This window comes from Companilactobacillus tucceti DSM 20183 (assembly GCF_001434665.1).
Lineage (GTDB): Bacteria > Bacillota > Bacilli > Lactobacillales > Lactobacillaceae > Companilactobacillus > Companilactobacillus tucceti.
Map to the genome: position 1 here is coordinate 73,779 of NZ_AZDG01000005.1, position 25,010 is coordinate 98,788.

Below are 25,010 nucleotides of genomic sequence, written 5' to 3' on the forward strand. Positions count from 1 at the left end.
ATCTTTATTTAAAATAATCGACTCCGATAGCACTTCTCACTTCTGAAAGGGTTTGGTTAGCCACTTCATTAGCGTTATCACTACCCTTTTTAAGAATATCATAAACTCCTGGTATATCCTTTTCATACTCTGCACGACGTTGACGAATTGGCTCTAGTAATTCTTGTAAGACATCATTTAAGTAACGTTTAACTTTAACATCACCAAGACCACCGGCTTGATATTGCTCCTTTAATTCAGAAACCTTTGCAGTATCTGTAGCAAATGCATCTAAGTATGTAAAGACAGTATTACCTTCGATTTTACCTGGATCTTCAACATGAATATGATCAGGGTCAGTATACATAGACATTACTTTTTTAGTAACTTCATCAGCAGAATCAGACAAATAGATACAATTGCCTAGTGATTTACTCATTTTGGCATTGCCATCAATTCCAGGTAATCTTCCTTGTCCCTTAGGAGGAAATACACCTTCTGGTTCAACTAAAACGTCCTTGTTGTATGTACTGTTAAAAGTACGGACGATTTCTCTAGTTTGTTCTAGCATTGGTTCTTGATCGTCACCAACAGGAACAGTGTCAGCTTTAAAAGCAGTAATATCAGCAGCTTGACTGACAGGATATGTTAAGAATCCTGCAGGAATACTTTGACCAAAGCCCTTTTGTTGAATTTCAGATTTAACAGTTGGATTTCTTTGCAGACGTGATACTGAAACGAGATCCAAGTAATACATTGTTAATTCATTTAAAGCTGAAATTTGTGATTGAACTAAAATGTTAGTTTTAGCAGGATCGATTCCTACAGATAAATAATCAAGGGCAACTTGAATCAAACTATTACGCACCTTTTCAGGATTTCTAGCATTATCAGTAAAAGCCTGCATATCAGCAATCATGATAAACATCTTATATTTACCTTCATTTTGAAGCTTCACACGATTTTTTAATGAGCCCAAGTAATGTCCAATATGAAGTTTTCCTGTGGGACGATCACCAGTTAAAATTGTATTTGTTTTCATAATTTCCTCCTAAAATTAGCATAAAAAAAGCGCTCTATTGAAATTTATCAATAGGACGCTTTCACGTGGTGCCACCTGTTTTGTAGAAATATCTCTACCACTCTGAGGCTGTAAGGTGACCACCCATTCCATTTCCTAATTCAAGGTCGACAACTCTCACAGCCAAGGAGTCATTCTCTAATTCAACTTACTTGAAATAGTACTTAAAAATGCTTATGCTTTAGTATACTCTAATTGCTTATAGCATAGTGAAAAACCGACAAATTGTCAATGTGAGGTACTTTAATGACAGTTAATGAAACAAGAGAAGAAGAACAACAAAGAGTTTATCAAATTGCCGATAAAATCGATGAAAAAATTGAGAGAGCTACTGAAAATTTAGCAAAGGCTCATACCGAAACAGGTAAAATCGAACGTAACTATGGTGAAAATACCAAGGTCAATACTTTTGAAGTCGATGACCAGATGGAAACAAATGCTTCTGTTCAACAGCAGAAACAGTTGGTTTCATTAGCAGTCGAAAATGAAAATATTCTTGAATCAAATAAACTAAAACTAGAAAATCTACAAGGTTCACCTTACTTTGGAAGAATCGATATTGTTGAAGATGGCGAAGAGGACACGCTTTATATTGGGACTTCCACTTTACAAGATGAAGACGGTGACTTTTTGATTTATGACTGGCGAGCACCAGTCTCTGGAATTTACTACAACGGTACGCTTGGAAATGTTAGCTACCCTACACCAACAGGTACCGCTAAAGTGGATCTTAAGAAAAAGCGTCAATTTCAAATCGTTAAAAATAAGATCAAAAATATGTTTGATACCAACGAAACTGTTGGTGATGAAATTTTGCAATCTGTTTTGAGCGAATACAATGACGAATATCTTAAAAATATCGTCGCTACGATCCAGCACGAACAAAATACAATAATCAGAGATACTAAGTCAGATGTCTTATTAGTACAAGGTGTTGCTGGAAGTGGTAAAACATCAGCCATTTTACAACGTGTTGCCTACTTGCTCTACCACAGTCGTTCAACTTTAGATGCTGATAAAATAATCCTATTTTCACCTAATAGATTATTCAGTAATTATATTTCTGAAGTCTTACCAAGTCTTGGCGAACGTAACATGAGACAAGTTACTTTGAATGAATTCATTTCACTAAGATTGACCGGTATTCAAGTAGAAACACTATTTGAACGTTACGAAAAAGATGAGCGAAATCTTCCAGAAACGACTATAAAAATTCGTCTATTTAAAGAAAGTTCTGAATTTTTAAATAAATTAGAAGAAATAGAACAAGAAAACAAAGATCATATTCTATACTTTGAAGATATTATTTTTGAAGGCAAGCCATTCTTTACTAAAGAAGAAATCTCAGATATATATAATTCAAAGAATAAAGCTTATAGCATCCCTGATCGCTTTTTGAAAACTAAAAATACATTGATCAAACGTTTAAAGCAAAGAATTCATGATGATCGTGATGAAGATTGGGTTCAGGCTGAAATAGACAATCTCTCCGATGAAGATTTCCAACAAATAATTACTGATAATAATATCGAGGAATCAACTAACCAGCGTTCTATAATTGCTGAAGAATTTCTAAGAGATCGTTATGCTCCTATCTACAATGCCTTGATAAATAATTATTTCTTTGATCCATATAAAGAATATCTATTTATTTTAAATAATTTAAAACAAGACTTAGTTCCTGACAATATTTGGAATACTATGATTGAATCAATCGATCATAATGTGGAAACTCATAAATTGGGATTAAGTGATGCCGTAGCAATTCTTTACTTGCGTAATTTCATAACTGAAAGTGGAATCAACCGAAATATCCAACACATTTTTATTGATGAAATTCAAGATTATACTATGGCTCAACTGCAATATATTTCTAAATCTTTCCCTAATGCAAAATTGACATTGTTGGGAGACAAGGCTCAGGACATACTGACTAGCTCATATAGAAATAAAGATTTAATAACTGGTATACATGAGTTATTTGAGAAAAAGAAAGTTACTACTATAACTTTGAACCAAAGCTACCGATCAACGGCTGAAATAACTAACTTCGCCAAAAATCTCTTACCTAATGGAGACGAAGTAAAGTCGTTCTCCAGAAAAGGTGAAGATCCGGTCATTAAAGTATTTAATGATGAAGATAATTATTACGACGGACTTAAACAAGAGGCCCGAGAATTAAATCAAAAATATGGAACTGTGGCAATTTTAACCAGAAATCAAGCTCAAGCTGAACAAGTTTATACCCACTTCAGTGACGAATCACTAGTAACTTTAGTCACAGCTGATTTCAGGTCCATTCCTAAAGGCATCCTTGTACTACCAATTTATTTGGCAAAGGGATTAGAATTTGATGCGGTTATTGGACACAATATTTCTAGTGAAAATTATCCAGATTCAAGAAGTCGAGATACTCTCTACACTATTTGTACAAGAGCCATGCACAGTCTGACACTTTGTGCAGAAAAAGATCTATCACCATTATTGAATAAAACAAAAATATCAGTTAATTAGACGTGAAAAGCCGTCGCTATCCAAAAGGATAACGGCGGCTTTTTTTGTTTTGTTATACCAACAAGGTACTCAGGTAATAATGTCGTATTAAAACATTCATTGATTGATTCAATAATCATCCTATCACCTCATTAGCTTTTGATGACAGAGTAACAGATGATTGTAAATTTTTCGTATAGTAAGATTCTAAATTAAAATTGTTCCAACAATGGCACTGATAATAGCTACCAGCATTGCCATCTTCTCATCTTTTGTATATAGATATGTCAAAGACATGCACCATCCTAGTGCTGTATTCATAAAGAATTGAATAAATGAACCTGGTAATGTTATTGCACCGGCGATTAGACCACTAATAATAATACCTGAAATTGCATTAGCTGATGTACTTTCTCTAAAGAAATAATTGAAAAAGAATCCTGTTTGAACCATCTGCTGTTGAACAGTAATGATAATTATGTTGGCTACCAAATTGAACAAAAATACTTTTTGATCTGAACTAGCCACATCGTCATTTACAAATTGAGGCAATCTACCTGTCACTTGTAAATAACTGACAGCCAATCTCATTGCGCATACCAAAATAATCATTAATGCAACAAAACCAAAATTAGCTGACAACGAATCTTTAAACTTTGGTGGATTATCTAAAAATGAGCGTCGCTCTCTTAAATATCTTCTTACCATCAAAAAAGTTAAAAATAGACCTAAAATAAAGAATACTGCTGCTAAAGTATCATTCAGACCCTTTTCAGTAGCAACAATATTTTTTAAGGCTAATGTACCAACAGCAAAAACGATCCAGATTATATATCTAGTAAAGTCGGTACCTTTAGATTCTCCTACGCGCATAATATATCTTCCAATCAATAAATTTTCTTAGTAATTATATCACACGACAAACTTCAATCGGCTTGAGCTTAAGAATTGTTGAGAAACTTAAGAGAGTGTGAAAAAAGGCGATCTGCCACCGGAGCATAGCCTAGAACCACGAATGATTGGTACCATCAATCATTTGTGGTTCTAGGCTATGTGGAAGTTGCAGCCTTTTTTTACACGTTTAGACCATAAAAGTTCTAAGTAAAGGAATTAATCTTTACTTAGAACTAATCTCAGGTTAATTAAACATGCTTACGTTTCTTAAATCCAAATACTCCAACAATTGCTGCCAAAACAACACCTAATAAACTAATTAGGCCTGTTGCTTTCATTCCTGTTTGTGGGAATGATCCAGCCGCTTTGTTTTCATTCTTAATAGTATTTGTTGAACCGGTAATCAAACCACCTTGATTATTTTCGGAAGATCCATTAGTAATTGATTCGCCTGGAAGTAATCCTTCTGAATCCTCTTCGTTACTATTTTCTGATTCTTCATCGTCACCATTTTCATCGGTTTCGTTAGGATCTTCTGGATCTGTAGTATCTTCGTTATCCTCTTCACCATTTTCGTCTGGGTCAGTTGGATTTTCAGGATCTGTAGGCTCTTCTGGGTCAGTGGTATTGCCACCGTCCTCATCACCACCGTTTTCATCTGGAACTAGTGGTTCTTCAGGATCAATACCTTCATTGTCTCCATCTTCATTTTCATCGGGTAATTCTACACCTATTCCTGGCAATGTCATTGGTATTTCAAATTCGGTTTCTTTGTCAGAACTATCTTGAAGATCCCATCTGTGAGTTTCAGCATTAACGTTAACTTTATCAGCAACAATATTACCATCCAAGTTTTGGTTAGCATTAATTGTGGCTTCTGGAGCTAAGATACTGCCTTGGAATGGACGGTCAACATTGATCGTTCCATCATAGATTTTATTACTTGCAGTACTATCATAGAAATTCCAAAGCAAATGGTTATCACCAAAGTACTCTGTTTCCTTATTAGGACGTTCCTCACCATCATCTGAATTTTCACTAGGATCAGGACGATCAACATTATCGTTATAAACGACTTTGATTTGAGAAGTAATGTTATATTCAGGTTCCCCTTCTGTATCAACATTGATAATAACAGTTGTTCCTTCGGGATCTTTAGACAATCCAGCGATAGTTAATGGTGTACCAGAAGTTAAAACATCTTTAGAAAGATTGATAACAATTTGATTTTGATCATTTGGTTTATAATCACGTAGATCAATAACTCTATTATTTTGATCTGGAAAATCGGATGCTTTGATCTCAACATTTGGATCCATTAAAGAATATGCTTCTGATTTAACATCTAATTCTGAAAAGATCTTAGCAAAGTCTATATAAACATTGCCATTTTTATCTTCATAAGTTTCATCTGATGTCAAATGGTCAATATCAGCACCATTTACATTAGTTCTGTTTGGATTGGAGACATTAACATCAACACTATCACCAAAGACAACTTTATTTGTTCTACTATTACCAGCAGAAACAAATGAGCTATTAGCAATCTTATTAAGGTTTTGAATATATGAAATATCCTTATCTAGTAATTCCTCATGAATATTAGTACCAAAGTTAACATTACCATTTAAAGTGCCGACGGCAATATTACCATTGGTATGTGCATTTAACGTTGCTTCATTAGCAAAAATATGAAAGTATGCTGCATAGTCTAACAAGTTAGTTTTTGATGGTAAATCATCCTCAACATTTCCACCATCTTTAACTTGTGAGTTTTCCGCATATGTTACTGGAGCTTGTGTTGCTGCACTACTCGATGCTTGTGTTACTGGTGTTACTTGTTTTTGCGCCATTGATTGAATATACATTCTATTACTGTTATTCAATTGAGTATTTTGATTAGTTTTTTGTTGTACTTGTTGTGGCTGTGTTTGTTGTGCTTGGGCTGTAGTTGCTTGATCTTGGTCAGCTTGTGAATTATCAGTACTACCTTGGTCAGTATTATCAGTCGTAGTTGTAGTTACATCTGCAGTTGGTTGAGTATTCCCATTTACTTCATCAGCATACGTATTATTTGAAACTGCAATAAATGAAAGAACGGCCGCACTAGTTGCCACGCATGATAGTGCCCATTTACTTCCTTTTTTAATCATACAAATTGCCCCCTAGACAAAAATACTTTTATAAAATTAATAAACGAATAAATTATCACGCTCTAAAACCTAGCTGTCAAACCGGTTTACGGCAGATATCGCTTAGTTATGAATGATAGGAATATCCATTTTGCCAAGTTATTTATATAGTAATTATTCCAGTTCTATTTGAAAACGTTTGTAAACGAATTATAATGGAACTATTAATAGTTGTTAGGGAGATTAACATATGAAAAATGGAATATCCTTGAACACAGTAAAAATGCAAAAATTAACGAGTAATTATCGTTTATCAGAGAAATTAAATGTTATTCGTGCTGGGGTTTTGGGTGCTAATGATGGAATTATTTCTGTAGCAGGTATTGTTCTAGGTGTTGCAGGAGCTAATCAAGGGCAACTGGCATTACTGATTGCTGGATTATCAGGTATGTTTGCCGGAGCATTTTCTATGGCCGGTGGCGAATATGTGTCAGTCAGCACTCAACGTGACACTCAAAAAACAATGACCAAGTTTCAACAAGCCACGTTGAAAGAACATCGAGAAGAAGAAACAGATAAATTAACCCAAAAATATATTAATGAGGGACTTTCTCCAGAACTAGCTAATAAATGTTCTAAAGAATTAATGAAGTCTCATGGTTTGGAAACAACTCTAAGAAGTAAATATAATATCGAATTGCACCACTACTTTAATCCATGGCATGCAGCAATTTGTTCCTTCTTTTCATTTATTTGTGGGGCAATATTGCCACTACTATCTATAACTTTGATCCCCGATCCATACAAGATCGTCGGTACAATGTTTGCGATGATTTTAGCTTTAATGGGAACTGGGTATATTAGTTCTAAATTGGGACATAACAATTCTATGAAGTTTATTATTAGAAACGTTATTACCGGTAGTTTAACGATGTTGATAACTTACCTAATCGGTGGAACTCTTGGCTGATCAAAAATCGTGCAAAAAAAATATGACAAGCAATCCATTTTGGGATTACTTGCCATATTTACTTTATTGATTGAAAGTTGACTACTATTTAATCAACTATCTATAAATTATAGAGCCGTCTATCGGATTTGAACCGACGACCCCCACCTTACCATGGTGATGCTCTACCTATCTGAGCTAAGACGGCATTTTCAACCTCTATTCTATCAGATAAGGTAATATTGCAAAATACTTTTTACTAAAATGCCTCTATAATTTCAGCTATACCCGTTGCAAAGAAGAAGAACGCCAACATAAAGACGATCACACCTCCAGCTAAAATGGGATTAAATAATAATATGATGGCAAAAATAAGGTTCAAAATACCAACAATTACAATTAGCCAATAATACTTTTTCCCAAAGAAATGATAAAACCTAGACGTAAGTAATTGGAAACAAGCATCAAGTAAAAACCAGATGGCAAACATATAAATGGTTACTCCTACCCCAACGTTAATGTGGGCAATAAAAATAATTCCAATAATAATATTTGCGATAGCTGCCAGTATCGTCCATCCATTGTTAGAACCTAAAAAGCGTCCCATTTGTGATCCAAACCAGAGCTGATAAACTCCTCTTAAGATAGCAGCAAAGCCTAAGATGTAAGCTATAGTTGATAAACTATTAAGTGGATACCAAACTACTAAATAACCTACATACAATGATAAAATTCCAAAAATCAATCCAAACCAATCTATTCTGCGTTTCGGTAAATTCATTGATTTTCCCCCTTCCTATATCAATTATTTTAACATTATTGATCCTCCAAAAATTTCAATCTGCGTTATAATTAATTAACTAATCTAGAATTTAGTTCAAACGAAAGGTAAAAAAATTGTCACCTAACAAAGAAAATTATCTTAAAACTATTTACGAATTGAATTATGACTTTACTAAGATCACTAATAAGCGTATCTCAGAAATCATGAATGTTTCTGCACCTTCTGTTACAGAGATGCTTAATTCATTAGCAAGTGAAGGTTATTTGACACATTCTCCTTATAATAAAATCACTCTTACTCCTAAGGGAAATAGAGTATCAGAAAAGTTAGTAAAAACTCACCGTCTATGGGAAGTATTTTTACATGACTGTCTAAAATACCCTGTTGATAATGTCCACAATCATGCAGATGCTCTAGAACATTCTTCTGATGATGATCTAATGACTCAATTAAATGATTTCTTAGGTCATCCTCAACGTTGTCCTCATGGTGGGATTATTCCTGGAAATGGACAAGGTGAAACTGATGCCGATGATGAACTTTTAAGTATGGTAAAAGATGGAACACATGCTCAAATAGTTCGTATCTCTGATAATTATGATTTCCTACAATACTTTGGAAGTTTGGATTTAGAGATCGACGACATTATCAAAGTAGTAAAACATGAAAAATTCGACGGTTCTTTAGTCGTCGAAAAAGAAAATGGAACATTGCTAACTATTGGTGCCAAGGCAATAGACTACATTTTCGTTGAAGAAAGAAAATAACATACAAAAAACGCATCTATTCATCTGCCGACGATAGCAAGTGAATGGATGCGTTTTTGTTTTAAAATTACTTTTTTAAATAAGTTTCAAGAGCTTCCTCGTTCCCTTTGCTTATTTAGTTGGAGTTTTACTTAAGAAGTTCGTCCATAGCTTCAAGGGCTGTTCCACCATAAACATAAGCTGGTCCACCGCTCATAAGAATTGCAGTATTAACAGCTTCAACAATTTCTTCTCTTGCTGCACCTGCTTCAATAGCATTGTTCAAATGATCTAAGATACAGCCTTCACAACGAATTGAAATTGCCACACATAAACACATCAATTCCTTGTTCTTATGCGAAATAGCACCATCTTCCAAAGCAGCGGCATGCATAGCTAAGAAGTCTTTTCCGACTTCACCAGATGCTTTAGTCAATGTTCCATAATTCTTCTTAATTGAATCTAAACGATCTTGATACTTTGCCATTCCCCTTTGCCTCCGAGTAGTTTTAAATTTCGGTTCTTATGTTACCGCTTTCATATTAATAAAACAAAAACGTGAAAAATATAACATGTTAGTTATACTAGATGTAACAGAAACTTTTATTGGAGACTAAAAATGTTAATTTTAGATGAAAACAAAGCAAACACTGATATGAATAGCATTGAACGGATTTATAAAGATAGCTTTTCAAAAAGCGAGCGACTACCTTTATGGCTTTTTAAATCCAGAGTAAAAAAAGATTTTGTCAGATTGTTCAGCATATACAATGAATCACAATGGGTAGGATTCACCTACGTTATTAGAAATAAGGATACTGCTCTTATTTTATATTTAGCAATCGATTCAAAATTTCAAGGCCAAGGATTCGGTGGAAAAGCATTAGAACAATTGACTAGAACGTTCCACAAAAAACATATCTGCCTAATGATACCCTCTTCCAATGACAATAAATATCGTCAATTTTATTTAGACCATAAATTTGAAAAGTCAAATTTCATGTTAAAAGAATCAAACAAACTATACGACGTAATGCAATTTGGAGACAAGCTAACTGGAATGGAATTGACTGAAGCTATTGATAAATTTAACGGGCCTATCTTGAAATTACGATCCAGAACACAGGTTATTAAATTGTAAAAAAAAGAGAGTATACCGACACATGGTCAGCTTTCGAGCATTAAGGCAAACAAGCCCATCAATCCGATTTTGGATTGATGGACTTGTTTGTTTTAAGCGGAAAAAGCTATGTGTTGGCACACGTTTATGCTGCATGTTTAAAGGAAATAATAGTTTTGTCCCAAACTCTTTTCTAGTTTCTGAACTTTTATAGACTAAACGTGTGGCAAACCGTCTTTTGTAACACTCTCTTAAATTTAAATTACTTAGCTTCAGTTATCTTTTCATAAAAAGCAGCTAAAGTAAGTTGTTCATAAGGATGTAACCAAATGGATAATAATTCAGAAGTCATAAGGTTAAGAATTTCCCAGAAGAAAAATTCAATTCCTAGCAGTAACAATGAGAACTTATACCCTCTCATCAAACGTGAACTACCACTAAAACTTTCAAATGCTGATCTTATTGACCATTTCCCAGACTCATTCAATCTGTCTTTAAAAACTAAGAAAATCTGAGAAAACATCAACATAAACCAAATCCCTGGAATTATATAAATGGCTAAACCAGCTTCCACAAAGACACCTAAAATAACTAACAACATTATTACAGGAAAGAAATACTGTGAACTGAATACTTGTAAGCTTCCCTTTAATGCATTGATCTGTGAATCAGGGTTTCTCATATAATCAACCAAAGCATATGAGATTCCAATACAGATCATAAAAAAGAATAATGTAAATGCATATATAGCTAGATTAGTAGCTGGAGTCAATGTCAAAACATACTTTGAAGCTGCTTCTTGATTTGTCGACATTGTCTGCATGATCTTTGTCAACTTCTCAGTGGCTTCTTGTGTGTTATTTAGATTAATACCCAAGTTTGAAAACCACTGTGTATAAATCTGAACCATAAAGTACATTCCGATAAAACGCATAATGATAGGAAAAATATTTAAAGCAATATTCCCCTTGATGTCTTTACGAAATGTTTGTCGCGCTTGTTTTCTAACTTCAATAAGTGAAACTCTTTTATAATTAGCGTTATTCATTAATATCCCTCACAATAACGCCATTATATCAAAACTTATCTTATGAAACTAATTTACTGTACACGAATTGATCCGTCAGTGGCGTTTACTTTTAATAAATTTTCAGAATCTGGACTTGATTGATAGCTATTACCTTTATTTTCACCGAAGTAGTGAACACTATTAGCATTGAAATCTACCCCGTCCATTTTACCTGACTCAGATCTAAAGGTACTTTCATCAGTTAAAATATAATCATTTGTTCCCTTTATCGTTACGACTTGCAAACGAACATGGCCATCATCCATATTAATCGTTCCGCCATTTAATTTTGAATTTGCAACTTTTAAATTAGAATCGCTCATCTTAAATTTGTAGTTATTCAAAGTACTATTTTCAATATCGACAATAGAATCATCATCTGCTTCAAAATTAAGATTATTGATCGTAGAATTCTTTATCTTAACGTATCCATCATCAAAGAAGAACTTGCTTCCTTTTTGTTCAGTTACCGTCACGTTATCTAAGTATATTGCTGCATCGTTACCCCAATACTTATTAGACTTAGTAAATTTCTTAATGGTCAAATTTCTAAGTCTGACGTTACCCTCAGATAAATTGACATGCATTCTTTGTAAGCTTTCTTTCTTAGGCACCGTTATGATTACACGTTCGCCTCTACCAGCCCAATCAACAGCTGCTTTTCGTTTATGACCAGTTACCGTTAAAGTATCTTTTTCTACAGAATATGTAGGCTCTTGTAATTTATCACCTGATATATGGATTGAATACTTATCACCTTTTTCAATTCTTACAGAGACATTCTTACCATTAACTTTTACTTTAGAAAATGATTTCAAATTGTTTGTTTCATCAACTTTTTGAGAGATCTTAAATCCATGGTCCCAAACTATCATTTGCAAACCGCCGGTAAGATATCCACCAACAAAGAGAATGGCACCTAAAACTAATAAATAAAATCCAGTTACAAAATACTTACGCATTATTTATTTTCCCCTTTCATTGGTGTATTTCTACCATAAAGAAGTTTCTTACCTAACCATCTAAAGAAAATAACAACTAAGTCAAATACCCAGCGTATCGCCGCTATAACGATTGGAATGACAAAGAAGTTTAGTCCCAAAATAACCAGACCGCTACCGATATAAAGGGCTGACGTTGCCAATGATTCAAATATTACCGACACTCCCATGAAAATGGCTCCAATACCGATAATCACTGACAATGCTAGTAGGAATAAGAATAGTAATATGAAAAATATTCCTAATCCAAAGAATAATGCCAAACATACGACTAATAAAATTGCGATCGGAATAGCAATCGGCGAAGCCATTAGAGCTAATAGTATCAAAACGATCATTCCAAGATTTTTCTTAAATCTTTCATTATCAGTAATTCGACCGTTATCCACATGTTGATAATTATCTTCAGACATTTTAATTGAATAATCTGCCAAGACTTTTCTAGCTAATTTTTTGGGTAATCCCAATTCATTGATTATTGCATCAGTAGTAGTCAAATTTGCATCAATCAAATATTCTCGATAAAATTCCAAAACATCGTTTTGTTCTGATTCATCGAGTGGATGTAAATAAACTTTTAATTCATCGATATATTCATTTACAGCTTTATTCTCCATCTTTATCCTCCAAAATTTTATCAGTTGCTTCTTTTAGTTGTGCCCAATCTTCTTTAATAGAAATCAGTTGTTCTTCACCTAGTTCGGTTATCTTATAATATCGACGATTTCTACCTTCATAGGCTTGATCGTAAGTTTCTAACCAACCTTCTTTTTTTAGACGGCGCAAAATCGGATACATTGTTGATTCTGAAATTGGAAATACCTTTTGAACTTCCTTGGTTATCGTATAACCGTAGTAGTCTTCTCTAGTAAGCAGAGCTAAGACACTTCCCTCCAAAATCTCAGTTGAGGCCTGAATTGTCATGTTATCTCCTCTTTCTATAATACTATACGACGTATAATATTGATTAGTTACCAATATAGTATATATTTATAACAATGTCAATTGAATATAAAAATATTCTTGACATTATATATCTTAGGTCGTACTATAGTTTCAACATTTAAACAGTACAAAAACGATGACAGAAGAGTAGTTACTTTATCTGGTTCAGAGAGTCGACGGTGGTGTGAGTCGATACAGTAAGTAATGAAACACATCTGTAAGTTAAATAATTGAATCAAGTAGGTTATTTCGGTGGCGCCGTTATCGCTGAAGTTATTGTAACTTCGTGAGCTTAGTATCGCAAGGTATTAAGAAGCCAGAGGTGGTACCGCGTTAAATCGCCCTCTTAGTCGTAAGACTGAGAGGGCTTTTTTGTTACAATAACTTCACGAGGTTAGTGTTGTGAAACACTAACGAACTGAGGTGGAACCACGTCGCGACGTCCTCTAGCATTTTGCTAGAGGACTTTTTTTGTACAGTCAGGGGGAAAGATCATGCACTATATTTTAGAAATACTACCTTCGCTATTAAGCGGAACAGTAATGACACTCAAAGTTTTCTTTTGGACTTTGGTTTGTTCATTACCACTAGGTGTCCTGGTTTCACTGGGACGGAGTTCAAAATTTAAACCACTAAGCTGGTTGGTTTCATTTTACATTTGGGTAATGCGTGGTACTCCATTACTACTACAACTTATTTTTGTATTCTATGGATTACCAAACATGCCATTCTTCCATATCGTATTTGAAAGATATGATGCAGCACTTTTTGCATTCATCTTAAATTACACAGCATACTTCGCTGAAATATTCCGTGGAGGATTTGGAGCCATTAGTAAAGGACAATTTGAAGGCGCTAAAGTTCTAGGATTGAACTATTGGCAAACGATTCGAAAGATAATCGTTCCACAAGTTTTAAAAATCGTCTTACCTTCAATTGGTAACGAAGTTATTAACCTAGTTAAGGATTCATCATTAGTATATGTAATTGGATTAGGTGATCTATTAAGAGCCGGAAACATTGCCAGCTCACGTGATGTTACTTTAGTTCCATTATTATTAGTAGGTGTTATTTACCTATTATTAACACTTGTCTGCACTTGGGTTTTACGTATTTTAGAGAAACACTTCAGTTATTATCGTTAAGATTTGGGAGGAATTTTTATGCTAAAGCTAGAAAATATTACAAAAAGTTTTGAAGGAACTACTATTTTAAATAATTTAAATCTTGAAGTTAAAGACAACGCTATTCTTAGTGTTGTTGGCCCATCAGGTGCCGGTAAAACAACTTTACTACGTTGTATCGCTGGATTAGAAAAAGCCGATTCAGGTAAATTCACACTAGATGGAAATCCATTTGATCCTGCCGATGAGTCTTCTAAAGAGCGTGTCGTCGGCGTAGTATTTCAAGATTTCAATCTTTTCCCCCATTTGTCCGTTCTTCAAAACGTTGCTTTAGCTCCAGAAATGGTTCTAAAACAAGATAAAAAGACTTCCGAAGCTGCTGCTAAAAAATTACTTGATCAATTGGAGTTAACTAATCACGCAGATCAGTTTCCATTTGAATTATCAGGTGGTCAAAAACAACGTGTAGCCATTGCTCGTGCTTTGGCTATGCAACCAAAGATCCTTTGTTATGATGAACCAACATCAGCACTTGACCCTAGTTTAAGAGATGCCGTTGCCGAATTGATCCTAGGTCTTAAAAAGACTGGCATCACTCAAATAGTCGTTACCCACGATCCCGATTTTGCTAAAAAAATTGCCGATCAATTACTCGAAGTAAAACCTATCAATAAATAACTATCAAGGGGGATTAAATTATGAAAAAGAAAATATTTGCACTGATTGCCCTCTTGGCTTGTTTCGTTACCATTTTGAGTGGTTGTCAAAGTAGCACTAGTTCTGAATCAGTTGCCAAACAGGCTAACACTGTTGATACTTGGTCACACATCAAAAAACGTGGTCGAGTTATCATTGGATTAGACGATACTTTTGTCCCAATGGGCTTTCGCAAAAAAAATGGTGACTTAGTTGGATATGATATTGATTTAGCTAAAGCTGTTTTCAAACAATATGGTATTAAAGTTGATTTTCAACCAATTGATTGGAATATGAAGGAAACCGAATTGCGTAATCGTACTATTGATTTAATTTGGAATGGTTATACGATTACTCCTGCTCGCCAAAAGCAAATCGCATTCTCACGTCCTTACATGGCTAACCGTCAAATTCTAGTTACTAAAAAGAAGCAAAATATTAATAGTTTTGCCGGTATGAAAGATAAAACCTTAGGTGTACAAACCAGTTCATCTGGAGCAAGTTTACTAGATGAGCACCCTAAGATGTTGAAAGATTACATCAAAAACCAATCACCTGTTATGTATGATTCATTCAACAACGCACTAATGGATCTTGACGCTAACAGAATTCAAGGTTTGTTGATCGATAGTGTTTATGCTGGATATTACATCAAACACGAAAAAGATCCCGATTCTTATCAAATGACAACTGGCGGCTTCGATGGTGAAGATTTCGCTGTTGGTATGAGAAAAGGCGATAAAACTATGAAGAGAAAAATTGATAATGCTTTTCAAAATTTATCTAATAATGGACAATTAAAGAAGATAAATGAGAAATGGTTTGGTACTGATGATAATTCATTAGTTAAACCTGAAAAGTAGGTTTGCAGATATCGAGTATTAAGGCAAATGGCACCAGTAATCCGATTTTGGATTGCTGGTGCCATTGCTTTAAGCGGAAAAAGATGTGTATCATTGCACATTTACGCCGCCTATTCAAGTCATAATCTTCTATTTAATTTAGTTCCTTATTATCATAAATCGTTTTTGATTTCACAATTGAAATGAGTTACTATGAAAATGGTTACATAGATAATTATCTATACGTTTTGGGGGGATTTATTTTGGAAAAAACTAGTCAGAAACTATCTATTTTCGATCGTTACATGACTTGGTGGATCATTCTAGCTATGGTCATTGGTGTTGCAATTGGTTACTTTTGGCCTAACACCGCAAATGTGATCAATAGCATGTCGATTGGAACTACTTCTATTCCAATTGCTATTGGACTGATTTTAATGATGTATCCACCATTAACTAAAGTTAAATATGAAGAAATGGGACATGTCTTCAAAGATTGGAAGACACTTATTATTTCCCTATTTCAAAACTGGGTCTTAGGTCCGATAGTTATGTTTGCTTTAGCTGTTATCTTTTTACATAACTATCCAAGTTATATGACTGGGCTTATCATGATCGGATTAGCAAGATGTATCGCCATGGTTATTGTCTGGAGTGAGTTAGCTCAAGCTGACGGAGAATATACTGCCGGATTAGTTGCTTTTAACGCTATCTTTCAAATTGTCTTTTATTCATTCTTTGCCTACTTATTTATAACCGTCATACCTGGTTGGTTGGGACTACAAACACATGTCGTCAACGTACCAATGTCATCAATTGCAAAAAGTGTTGCCATTTATCTTGGCATCCCCTTTCTTGCAGGTATAACTTCTCACTACGCTTTGATTCACTTCAAAGGTAAACAATGGTTTGAAAATGTTTATGTACCAAAGATAAGTCGAATAACTTTTTGGGCTTTGATTTTTACTATTATTGTAATGTTCTCTGTTAAAGGTGAAAAAGTAGTTCAACTTCCTATTGATGTTGTTAGAATCGCTATTCCCCTATTACTATATTTCTTAATTATGTTCTTTATTTCATTTGGAATGGCTCATCATCGTGGAACAAGATACCCAATCGCCGCTTCTCTATCACTAACAGCAGCAAGTAATAACTTCGAGCTTGCCATTGCCGTTGCCGTAAGTGTCTTTGGTATAAGCTCTGGTGAAGCCTTTACCGCTGTTATCGGTCCACTTGTGGAAGTTCCTGTATTACTTAGTTTAGTTAATGTTGCTTTGAAGTACCGTAATCGTTTTAAAAGATAAAGAGTTCAACAAAAAGCTTTTTTAAATATACAGATTAAATGTGCGACAAAACATAGCTTTTTCCGCTTAAATCAAATAGTCCCAACAATCCAAAATCGGATTGCTGGGACTATTTGCCTTAATGCTCGAAAGCTGACCATGTTTTGTTACACTCTCTAATGTAATACTTCATCACTTTCAACATAATTATTACTTACCCATTCGTTTGTAGAAACACGATAGTACCATCCACCATCTGCACCTCTTCTTTGCATATCAGTTAACCATGGAGTGCTATTTAGTAAAGCACGGTTAGTTACTCGTGAAACAGTGCTGTCTGCGTTAAACGAAACCATTGGTACAAAGCTTAGATTTGTATCCATATAGTTATAAACATGAATAACAGTACGTGAATAGTAAGTATAACCTGGATCATCAACATCGGCATTCACTGTAGTTGTACTTGCTCCAAGAACTGGAGTTACCAAAGATAGCATTAATGACAATGACAAAAGTATCTTCTTTAACTTCATAATATTAATCCCCCAAATATTTTTTACGATTTCAGTATATCAAATTATTTTCAACGAAACGTTTTTAATTTATTAAATATTCCATGATACAAAAAAAGACAGTGAGAAAATTCTCAACTGTCTTTAGTTTTCATTTTAATTTTACTTTTTAAAAAATTAATAGAAGAAAGGCCATTATGATTCCAAATAGTGCTAAGTAACTTACATTACGTCTGTTCTTCTTAAGATTCTTCTTACTTTCCATACTCGTCATCCTCCATGCTAAGTAATTTATACCATCTAAATTTGAACTTTTAAAGAACTTTCAACTGAACGGGGAAAAAAATAATATTTACTTTTAAATACCTAATAATATTCAAAAAAAATATTTGTTTAAAGGAAATTACAAGGAATTTTCAATAGCTTCCAGTATAATAAATACATATCAAAAAGGAGAGTTTTATGAACAAGAAAAATCGTATTTATTTAGCCGGACCTTTCTTTAATGAACAACAGGTCAAACGACTTGATGAAATCCAAGCACTTTTAGAACAAAACGAAACGATCGGAGATATTTTCCGTCCCGCTAGTGTTGAATACACTGATGCAAAAGTTGGCTCCTTTGAATGGCAATCAGCTGTATTCAAGCATGATATTAATAATATCAACGTTTCAGATGTCGTCGTTGCAATGTTAGACTATAAGATAGAAGAAAACGAACTTGAACCTGATTCAGGAACTGTTTGGGAATGTGGCTATGCTTTTGCTAATAACATCCCTGTTGTCGCAGTTAGAAATGTTGCTGACTTGCCTTTGAATCTTATGTTGGCTGGTAGTTTAACTGCCTTTTTCAATGGTTCAGAAAATATCCAAAAAATTAAAGATTATGATTTCAATCAATTAATGACTCGTTATGAAGATGTAAGCGTATTTTAGGAGGATAAACATGTCACAAGTAACACAGCGAACTAAAAAGAATATTGTTGACGCAATGATATCTCTACTAGAAAAAAAGTCTTTTGAGAAGATCACAGTCGCTGATATTTGTGCAGAAGCTATGATAAATCATAGTACCTTCTACCGTTACTTCACTGACAAATTTGTTCTACTAAGATCTGTATTTTCTTATTTATTAGATGATTTAATTAGTAATAGTAGTAATGCTGAAACTATCGTTTCACAAATTGCCGATTTTATTGAAACTAATAATAATTTCATGCGTCACATCTCACCACAGTATCAAACTAAAGCTAATTTATATCCTGAGTTTCGCAGTATCCTAAAAGATTTGGTCGAGAGTAAATATAAAGAACCTGAAAGTCAAGACGACCCATTGATCCAAATGATCGTCACTTCTGATACTCCAGAATTAATGATTAGCTTCATAGTTGGTGGATTAGTTGGACTTGTTGAATACTTAGAATATCATGATTTTCAAGTTCCTATGAAAGAATTTACAGGTTTCGCCGAAAGTTTCTTTAAAAAATGGTCAAATTTATAATACAAAATAGTCACTTTGTCTCATTTTGAGACTAGTGGCTTTTTTTGTTTCTTAAAATAATTTTCCGATTAGCTATAATCGTCACTATGAGGAAAACTCTGAAAGGGATGAAAATTATGGAGAAATTTTTCAATATGCTCAGTCATAGTATTCACAAGCACGCTAAAATGTGGATCACTATTGTTGCAGCTATTACCGTAATTCTTGCCATAGGTTTGCCTAGAATTGAAATGAAATTTAGTAATGACGTTTTCGTTAATTCCAATTCTAAGCCTTATAAAGACACGCAAACTTATCAGAAGCATTTCGGTGGGGATGCTGTTTATGTCATGGTGAGTGGCAAACAGGATCAAATTTTATCGCAAAAAAATATGAAGAAGCTCAATACGCTGGATAAGAAAATCAGTAAATTGGACAACGTTCGTGGAACTACTAATATCGTAGCTTTGATGAATGACGAATTATCACAATTAGCTGATAATCCTACACAAGCTTCTAATATGAAGGGATTAAGTCTTAACTTAACTCCTAAAATGCAAAAAGATGTTATGAACTCATTATCTGATAAGCAAAAAGCTGCTTTGATGACTAAGATCCAAGGTTCATTAACAACTGAGCAACAGGCTCAAATAGCACAATTTGTACCAACTATTTTAACTGATACACAAAAGGCTCAAGTTGCCGCCGCACAACAACAAGCAACTGCTAAAATTGCTCAATTACCTGCTGCTCAACAACAAGCAGCCGCCGCACAAGTACAGGCAACTGCACAGACTCAACTCATGGGTATGTTAACATCTGCTCAAAATAAACAAGTTCAAGCTTATACAATGACGATCCTAAACGATCAACAAAGACAAGCTCTTGAACAAAGTATTTTGCCAATGATGCCTAAAGTGCAAAACATGTCTAACGCTTTATTAAGAGATATCCTACTTAGTGATAACGGAAAAGTTCCATCTGCAGTTTCGCAATTATTACCTAAGAACGCTAAACATACCGTATTAATGGTTAACACTAAGAATACAACTGATATGGATACCAACGTTAAATTAATGAAGGATGTTCATAAGGCTGTTAAGGATACCAACTTCAAAGGCAACGTTAAAGTCAGAACTGCTGGTACTCCGGTAGTTATCGGACAAGTTAAGAATGTTGTTATTCAAAACATGGCTATCATGGTTGTTATTGCTGTTATCATCATGCTTATCATCTTAGCCTTGATCTTCCCAGTTAGAAGAAGATTATCACCATTACTATTTGTTTTAATTGGTTTGATCTGGACATTTGGTTTGATGGGTTGGTTCAACTTACCTATTACACTTGCCACAATGGCCACACTACCAATTATTATTGGATTAGGTACTGACTTTGGTGTTCAGTTCCAAAACCGTTATGAGGACGAATATCGCAGTTCTGAAGACTCGGAAGGTTCAATCAAACTTTCAATTAGTAAGATGGGACCTGCTGTCGGAATTGCTTTAGTTGTTATGATGTTCAGTTTCTTAACAATGTTCTTCTCTAAAGCTCCAATGATGAAACAATTCGGTGTAACCTTGGCACTTGGTGGTCTATGTGTTTATATCGTTGAATTCTTTATGATGTTCAGTACTTTCACACTCTTAGATGGTTCAGAAAAAGCTCATGCTAAGTTTGTGGCTAAGAACAAGATCAGAAAAGAAAAGAATCAAAATGGTACAACTCGTCTATCCGGCTGGTTAGCTAACTATGCTAAATTTGTTACTAAACATGCCGCTTGGGTATTTATCATTGCACTTGTCCTTGGTGGATTCGGATTCTTCGTCGAAAGAAATATCGGTACTGAAACTGATATTTTGAAGATGATCCCTCAAGACATGTCAGAGTTGCAAAATACTAAATATCTACAAAAGCAAGTTGGATCAACTGTTTATATTAATTACCTAGTTAAAGGCGACGACGTTCGTGATAAGGCAACTATGAAGCGTATCGATAAATTAGGTAAAAAAGAAAATAATAAATATAAAGATATTACTGATGTAACAAGTCTATCTTCTACTTATAAACAATTGGGTGGTTCACTTGATGCTAGTCAATCAACTATGAATACTGGAATCAAGAATATTCCTGATTCGCTGAAGAAGACTGTCATCAGCAATAATAATCAATATGCAACAATTCAATTCAAAGTTAACCAACATCTTTCATCTAAAGAGCAACAAAACTTGATGGATAAAATATCTAAGGATATTGGTGGTAATCATCACGATTTGAAGATTTCACCTGCCGGCCCACAAGTTATGATGTTGATTGGTGTAAGTAACGTAACTTCAAACCACACATTAATTATGTTTGCTGGTTTGATCATCATCTTCCTTGTATTGTTGTTGGTATACCACGAGTTCAGATTGGCTGTTTATCCAGTGCTTCCTATCTTGGTCGTACTTGGACTTTCACCACTAACTCTTTGGTTAATGCATACAACATACAACCCAGTTACAATTGCACTTAGTTCATTAGTTCTAGGTATTGGTACTGAATTTACTATCTTGATTCTAGAAAGATATCGTGAGGAACGACTCAATAAAGTCACACGAAGACAAGCTATTATCGATGCTGTTTCCCACGTTGGACAAGCTATCACTGTTTCTGGATTGACCGTTATGGGTGGTTTCTCAGCCATCATGTTCTCAAGTTTCCCAGTTCTTAGATCATTTGGTCTAATTACCGTACTTGATACAGGTTATTCATTGATCAGTGCTCTAACAGTCTTGCCTGCCATTATCTACTTGTTTAGAAAACGTGCAGATAAAGAAGAAAAAGCTGATAAGTAAATTGTAAATTAATAGGGATGTGCAAATTGCACATCCCTATTTTTTGTAAACATCATTTCTTTTAGAAGTCTTAACTACAAGGACTATAAATTTTTCATCTTTTATGTCGGCGATAATTCTATATTTTCATTCTAAGTCCAATCGATTAAGAATACCCTTACGAGAAACTGTCTCTCCATGACTTTCTCTTATGTTCTTAAAAGCATCTTTATAGTCATTCTCATCATTTATTCTATCAATTACCGCTTGGCGCATAAATTCCGTCACAGAGACACCATAAAATTTTGCTAAATCCTGAACCTGTTTATACTGACTATCTTTAAATCTTATTGATGTAACAGCCATATTATATGCACCTCCTATTTGAATACTATCATTAATAAGGTTTCAATCTAAGTCTTTAGCTTATTAACAATTTCATTTGTTCCATTTATGGTTCTGTCTTAGAATAATTAAGTAACTAATATCGAGGGGGATACATTTTTGAATTCATTATCCGAAACAAATACACCCAAAAAATCAAATAATTACTTTCTATTTAGTATGATGTTGATTGCGGCTAACCTTCGCTTGCCGATCACCATTATGCCACCTTTACTTAGAAGTATTGAGAAAGATCTGAATATTCCTAGTTCTATGGCTGGATTATTGACCTCAATTCCTTTGATTGCTTTTGCTATATTTTCACCAATAATCGTAAAAATTGCTAAGAGAAAAGGTAACGAATTAACGATTTTCTTGTTTTTCATTCTTTTATTAGCTGGAAGTTATTTACGTGTTATACCTGCTGTTTGGGCCTTATTTTTAGGGACGGCTTTAGTTGGTATCGGTATCGACAGTGGTAACGTGTTAGTTCCCGCTATCATAAAAGACCACATGCCTAGTCAGATTCCTCTTGGAACTGCTTTATATACTCTATCTATGCTTTTAATAGGTGCAATCGGTACTGCTTTTTCTGGTTACCTAATAACTAGGATAAGTCTAGGATCAACGCTTGCTATACTATCTGTTATGGGAATTATTGCTTTTATCTTTTGGATTCCTAATGTTAAAAATAATCAAAAAGATTCTGATGAAAAAGAGGAAGAAATTCCAAACTATCAAAGTGTTTGGCATCAATCTTTAGGTTGGTTAATAACGTTATACTTTGGCTTCCAATCATTGATTTACTATTCACTTTTAACTTGGCTACCAAGGGTTTTGACTGATCATGGCGTTACAACTATCTTCTCAAGTAACTTATTGACCGTTTTACAAATTGCTGGATTACCTTTGTCATTTATCGTTCCAATGTTGGCTCCTAAAAGGGTCGGCATGGGACTTTTGAGTTTCTGTGTAGCACTTGGATATTTTGTCGCTCCATTAGCATTTTTAGTAAATACTACTTCTGGAGTTTACTTAATGATCTGGGCAATAATTGCCGGTGTAGCACAAGGAATTGCTTTTAATACTGCTATATTCTTCTTTACAAACAAAACAACTAATCCTTATCAGACTGCCGAGGTTTCCGGAATGGCACAATCTGCTGGATATCTTCTAGCTGCCTTTGGACCTGTTGTCTTTGGTATTTTTAGAGAAAGTTCATACATTATGATCGTTATTGCTGTATTTGCTGCATTATTAACAATAACTGGTATTATTATTTATCGCGCACATTTGATAAAAGAATAAATATAATTTTTTTAAGCCTTGTCATGACTGTGATTGGTCAAATTTAGAAAGTTTTATACACTTGTACATATTATTTATGCATGCTACTATATCTTCAAGCAAAATAAAGGGCGACTGTGAGCGTCCATTTTGGAGGAAAATAGAATGAAAATAGTATCTACACAATCAAACCATCCAGATAACTATCAAGCAAAAGTGGTCGCTTCCACAACTGCAGGTTTCGGATTGGAGAACATGGACGTTATGTTTTTATCGTTCGCCCTATCTTCTATCATTGCCGAATTGCATTTGAGCGGAACCCAAGCGGGATTAATTTCCACGATCACTAATGTTGGTATGTTATTGGGTGGTATTTTTTTTGGAATTTTAGCCGATAAATTCGGTCGTATCAAAACTTTTACATATACAATCTTTATCTTTGCAATAGCTACTGGAGCAATGTTCTTCGCTCACGATCTTACAACTATCTACATCTGCAGATTCCTAGCCGGAATCGGTGGTGGTGGTGAGTACGGTATCGGTATGACTGTTCTTGCTGAAAGTTTTTCTAAGAAAAAGTTAGGCCGTGTATCATCATGGGTCGGTATGGCTGGCCAAGTCGGAGCAATCTTCGCCGCTCTACTAGCAACACTAGTAATTCCTACTCTAGGTTGGAACGCACTCTTCTTATTCGGTGTTATTCCAGTTATCATCACTTTCTTTATCAGACATCACTTACGTGAAAGTGATACTTTCATTAAATCCTCCAAGAAGAAACATGGCAGTGTTAAAGAATTATTTGCTACACCAAAAATTTCCTATCAAACCGTCGCCTTAATGGTCATGGCAATCGTTCAAATTGCTGGCTACTTTGGACTTATGAATTGGCTACCAACAATCATGCAAAAACAACTCAACTTAACAGTTGCTAGTTCAACTTGGATGATTGCTACTATCCTTGGTATGTGTGCCGGTATGCTAACATTTGGCTGGATCTTAGATAATTTAGGACCTCGTCTTGCATTTGGATTATTCCTAACTGCTTCAGCCATTGGAGTATTCGTATTAACTCTACCAACTAATATGATTTCATTGATCATCGTCGGCGCCATCGTAGGTTACTTCTCAAATGGTATGTTTGCTGGATACGGTGCTGTAGTAAGTCGCCTATATCCAACTGAAGTTCGTGCTACAGCAAATAATGTCATTATGAATACTGGTCGTTGTATCGGTGGATTCTCAAGTTTAGCTATCGGCTGGATCTTAGACAACTACAACATCATGGCCGTTATGACATTTATCTCAACACTTTATATTATCAGTCTTATCTTTATGTTAACTATCAGCAATTTAAAAGCTAAAAACTATCAAAATGCTTAAACTTGATATAAATCAT

24 protein-coding genes, 1 tRNA gene and 1 other annotated feature are annotated in these 25,010 nt (G+C 34.5%); of the genes, 13 read left to right on the plus strand and 12 right to left on the minus strand.

The features are described from left to right. Window positions 1–4: 4 nt before the first annotated feature. A complete protein-coding gene (trpS, locus tag FC72_RS03485; protein WP_057764832.1) occupies window positions 5–1,021 on the minus strand; it encodes a tryptophan--tRNA ligase in 1,017 nt (338 codons plus the stop codon). A gap of 285 nt (window positions 1,022–1,306) precedes the next feature. On the opposite strand from trpS, the gene helD reads away from it, so the two are divergent. Then, the gene (gene helD, locus FC72_RS03490) at window positions 1,307–3,574 is read left to right on the plus strand and encodes an RNA polymerase recycling motor HelD (RefSeq protein WP_057764834.1); all 2,268 of its coding nucleotides are present in this window, start codon (window positions 1,307–1,309) and stop codon (window positions 3,572–3,574) included. Between the two features lie 186 nt (window positions 3,575–3,760). Here the strand turns inward: helD and FC72_RS03495 are convergent, their stop codons facing one another. Next, on the minus strand, window positions 3,761–4,426 hold the full coding sequence (locus FC72_RS03495; protein WP_057764835.1) for a CPBP family glutamic-type intramembrane protease: 666 nt from the start codon (window positions 4,424–4,426) through the stop codon (window positions 3,761–3,763). Between the two features lie 269 nt (window positions 4,427–4,695). Beyond that, window positions 4,696–6,600 (minus strand): collagen-binding domain-containing protein, encoded by a 1,905-nt coding sequence (locus FC72_RS03500; protein ID WP_057764837.1) that lies wholly within the window; start codon window positions 6,598–6,600, stop codon window positions 4,696–4,698. 229 nt (window positions 6,601–6,829) lie between these two features. Here FC72_RS03500 and FC72_RS03505 point away from each other — a divergent pair, with 229 nt between their 5' ends. Further along, window positions 6,830–7,549 (plus strand): VIT1/CCC1 transporter family protein, encoded by a 720-nt coding sequence (locus tag FC72_RS03505; protein WP_057764840.1) that lies wholly within the window; start codon window positions 6,830–6,832, stop codon window positions 7,547–7,549. 113 nt (window positions 7,550–7,662) lie between these two features. On the opposite strand, the gene FC72_RS03510 is transcribed toward FC72_RS03505, so the two are convergent. Beyond that, window positions 7,663–7,736 (minus strand) — tRNA-Thr (locus FC72_RS03510). Between the two features lie 51 nt (window positions 7,737–7,787). Then, window positions 7,788–8,309 (minus strand): HdeD family acid-resistance protein, encoded by a 522-nt coding sequence (locus tag FC72_RS03515; protein WP_057764842.1) that lies wholly within the window; start codon window positions 8,307–8,309, stop codon window positions 7,788–7,790. Between the two features lie 116 nt (window positions 8,310–8,425). Between FC72_RS03515 and FC72_RS03520 the strand changes: the two genes are divergently transcribed. After that, window positions 8,426–9,079, plus strand: a complete 654-nt coding sequence (locus FC72_RS03520; RefSeq protein WP_057764844.1) for a metal-dependent transcriptional regulator — start codon at window positions 8,426–8,428, stop codon at window positions 9,077–9,079. A 127-nt stretch (window positions 9,080–9,206) separates the two neighbouring features. Here the strand turns inward: FC72_RS03520 and FC72_RS03525 are convergent, their stop codons facing one another. After that, window positions 9,207–9,545 carry a carboxymuconolactone decarboxylase family protein gene (locus FC72_RS03525; protein WP_057764846.1) on the minus strand — a complete coding sequence of 113 codons (339 nt, stop codon included), beginning with the start codon at window positions 9,543–9,545 and terminating at the stop codon, window positions 9,207–9,209. A 132-nt stretch (window positions 9,546–9,677) separates the two neighbouring features. Here FC72_RS03525 and FC72_RS03530 point away from each other — a divergent pair, with 132 nt between their 5' ends. Next, a complete protein-coding gene (locus FC72_RS03530; RefSeq protein WP_057764848.1) occupies window positions 9,678–10,199 on the plus strand; it encodes a GNAT family N-acetyltransferase in 522 nt (173 codons plus the stop codon). 241 nt (window positions 10,200–10,440) lie between these two features. On the opposite strand, the gene FC72_RS03535 is transcribed toward FC72_RS03530, so the two are convergent. Genes FC72_RS03535 through FC72_RS03550 form a run of 4 tightly spaced genes read right to left on the minus strand, consistent with a single transcriptional unit; the run spans window position 10,441 to window position 13,172 of the window. Beyond that, the gene (locus tag FC72_RS03535; RefSeq protein WP_057764850.1) at window positions 10,441–11,226 is read right to left on the minus strand and encodes a DUF975 family protein; all 786 of its coding nucleotides are present in this window, start codon (window positions 11,224–11,226) and stop codon (window positions 10,441–10,443) included. Between the two features lie 53 nt (window positions 11,227–11,279). Beyond that, the gene (locus FC72_RS03540) at window positions 11,280–12,209 is read right to left on the minus strand and encodes a DUF4097 family beta strand repeat-containing protein (protein WP_057764851.1); all 930 of its coding nucleotides are present in this window, start codon (window positions 12,207–12,209) and stop codon (window positions 11,280–11,282) included. After that, window positions 12,209–12,865, minus strand: a complete 657-nt coding sequence (locus FC72_RS03545) for a DUF1700 domain-containing protein (RefSeq protein WP_057764854.1) — start codon at window positions 12,863–12,865, stop codon at window positions 12,209–12,211. Before FC72_RS03545 ends, FC72_RS03540 begins: the two co-directional genes overlap by 1 nt. Next, on the minus strand, window positions 12,855–13,172 hold the full coding sequence (locus FC72_RS03550; RefSeq protein WP_057764856.1) for a PadR family transcriptional regulator: 318 nt from the start codon (window positions 13,170–13,172) through the stop codon (window positions 12,855–12,857). Before FC72_RS03550 ends, FC72_RS03545 begins: the two co-directional genes overlap by 11 nt. Before the next feature lie 148 nt (window positions 13,173–13,320). Then, window positions 13,321–13,542: a binding site (T-box leader), on the plus strand. A gap of 145 nt (window positions 13,543–13,687) precedes the next feature. Here FC72_RS03550 and FC72_RS03555 point away from each other — a divergent pair. The 4 genes from FC72_RS03555 to arsB all read left to right on the plus strand — a co-directional run bounded on the left by FC72_RS03555 (window position 13,688) and on the right by arsB (window position 17,159). Next, entirely contained in the window at window positions 13,688–14,338 is a 651-nt protein-coding gene (locus tag FC72_RS03555; RefSeq protein WP_057764858.1) for an amino acid ABC transporter permease, read from the plus strand. An 18-nt stretch (window positions 14,339–14,356) separates the two neighbouring features. Then, window positions 14,357–14,995 carry an amino acid ABC transporter ATP-binding protein gene (locus FC72_RS03560; protein WP_057764859.1) on the plus strand — a complete coding sequence of 213 codons (639 nt, stop codon included), beginning with the start codon at window positions 14,357–14,359 and terminating at the stop codon, window positions 14,993–14,995. A 20-nt stretch (window positions 14,996–15,015) separates the two neighbouring features. After that, window positions 15,016–15,876: an amino acid ABC transporter substrate-binding protein gene (locus tag FC72_RS03565; protein WP_057764862.1), complete on the plus strand. Its 861-nt coding sequence runs from the start codon at window positions 15,016–15,018 to the stop codon at window positions 15,874–15,876. 242 nt (window positions 15,877–16,118) lie between these two features. Next, window positions 16,119–17,159 (plus strand): ACR3 family arsenite efflux transporter, encoded by a 1,041-nt coding sequence (gene arsB, locus FC72_RS03570; RefSeq protein ID WP_057764864.1) that lies wholly within the window; start codon window positions 16,119–16,121, stop codon window positions 17,157–17,159. 155 nt (window positions 17,160–17,314) lie between these two features. Here the strand turns inward: arsB and FC72_RS03575 are convergent, their stop codons facing one another. Then, on the minus strand, window positions 17,315–17,671 hold the full coding sequence (locus FC72_RS03575; RefSeq protein WP_057764866.1) for a hypothetical protein: 357 nt from the start codon (window positions 17,669–17,671) through the stop codon (window positions 17,315–17,317). Between the two features lie 441 nt (window positions 17,672–18,112). On the opposite strand from FC72_RS03575, the gene FC72_RS03580 reads away from it, so the two are divergent. The 3 genes from FC72_RS03580 (at window position 18,113) to FC72_RS03590 (ending at window position 21,964) form a co-directional block, all read left to right on the plus strand. Further along, entirely contained in the window at window positions 18,113–18,586 is a 474-nt protein-coding gene (locus tag FC72_RS03580) for a nucleoside 2-deoxyribosyltransferase (RefSeq protein ID WP_057764868.1), read from the plus strand. 10 nt (window positions 18,587–18,596) lie between these two features. Beyond that, a complete protein-coding gene (locus tag FC72_RS03585) occupies window positions 18,597–19,151 on the plus strand; it encodes a TetR/AcrR family transcriptional regulator (protein ID WP_057764870.1) in 555 nt (184 codons plus the stop codon). Between the two features lie 116 nt (window positions 19,152–19,267). Next, window positions 19,268–21,964 carry an efflux RND transporter permease subunit gene (locus FC72_RS03590; protein WP_057764872.1) on the plus strand — a complete coding sequence of 899 codons (2,697 nt, stop codon included), beginning with the start codon at window positions 19,268–19,270 and terminating at the stop codon, window positions 21,962–21,964. A 126-nt stretch (window positions 21,965–22,090) separates the two neighbouring features. On the opposite strand, the gene relB is transcribed toward FC72_RS03590, so the two are convergent. Continuing rightward, on the minus strand, window positions 22,091–22,309 hold the full coding sequence (relB, locus tag FC72_RS03595; protein ID WP_057764874.1) for a type II toxin-antitoxin system RelB family antitoxin: 219 nt from the start codon (window positions 22,307–22,309) through the stop codon (window positions 22,091–22,093). Window positions 22,310–22,447: 138 nt separating this feature from the next. Between relB and FC72_RS03600 the strand changes: the two genes are divergently transcribed. Together FC72_RS03600 and FC72_RS03605 are read left to right on the plus strand one after the other, a co-directional pair. Next, window positions 22,448–23,635 carry a CynX/NimT family MFS transporter gene (locus FC72_RS03600; RefSeq protein WP_235805138.1) on the plus strand — a complete coding sequence of 396 codons (1,188 nt, stop codon included), beginning with the start codon at window positions 22,448–22,450 and terminating at the stop codon, window positions 23,633–23,635. Window positions 23,636–23,779: 144 nt separating this feature from the next. Then, on the plus strand, window positions 23,780–24,994 hold the full coding sequence (locus FC72_RS03605) for an MFS transporter (protein WP_057764876.1): 1,215 nt from the start codon (window positions 23,780–23,782) through the stop codon (window positions 24,992–24,994). The last annotated feature ends 16 nt before the right edge of the window (window positions 24,995–25,010 follow it).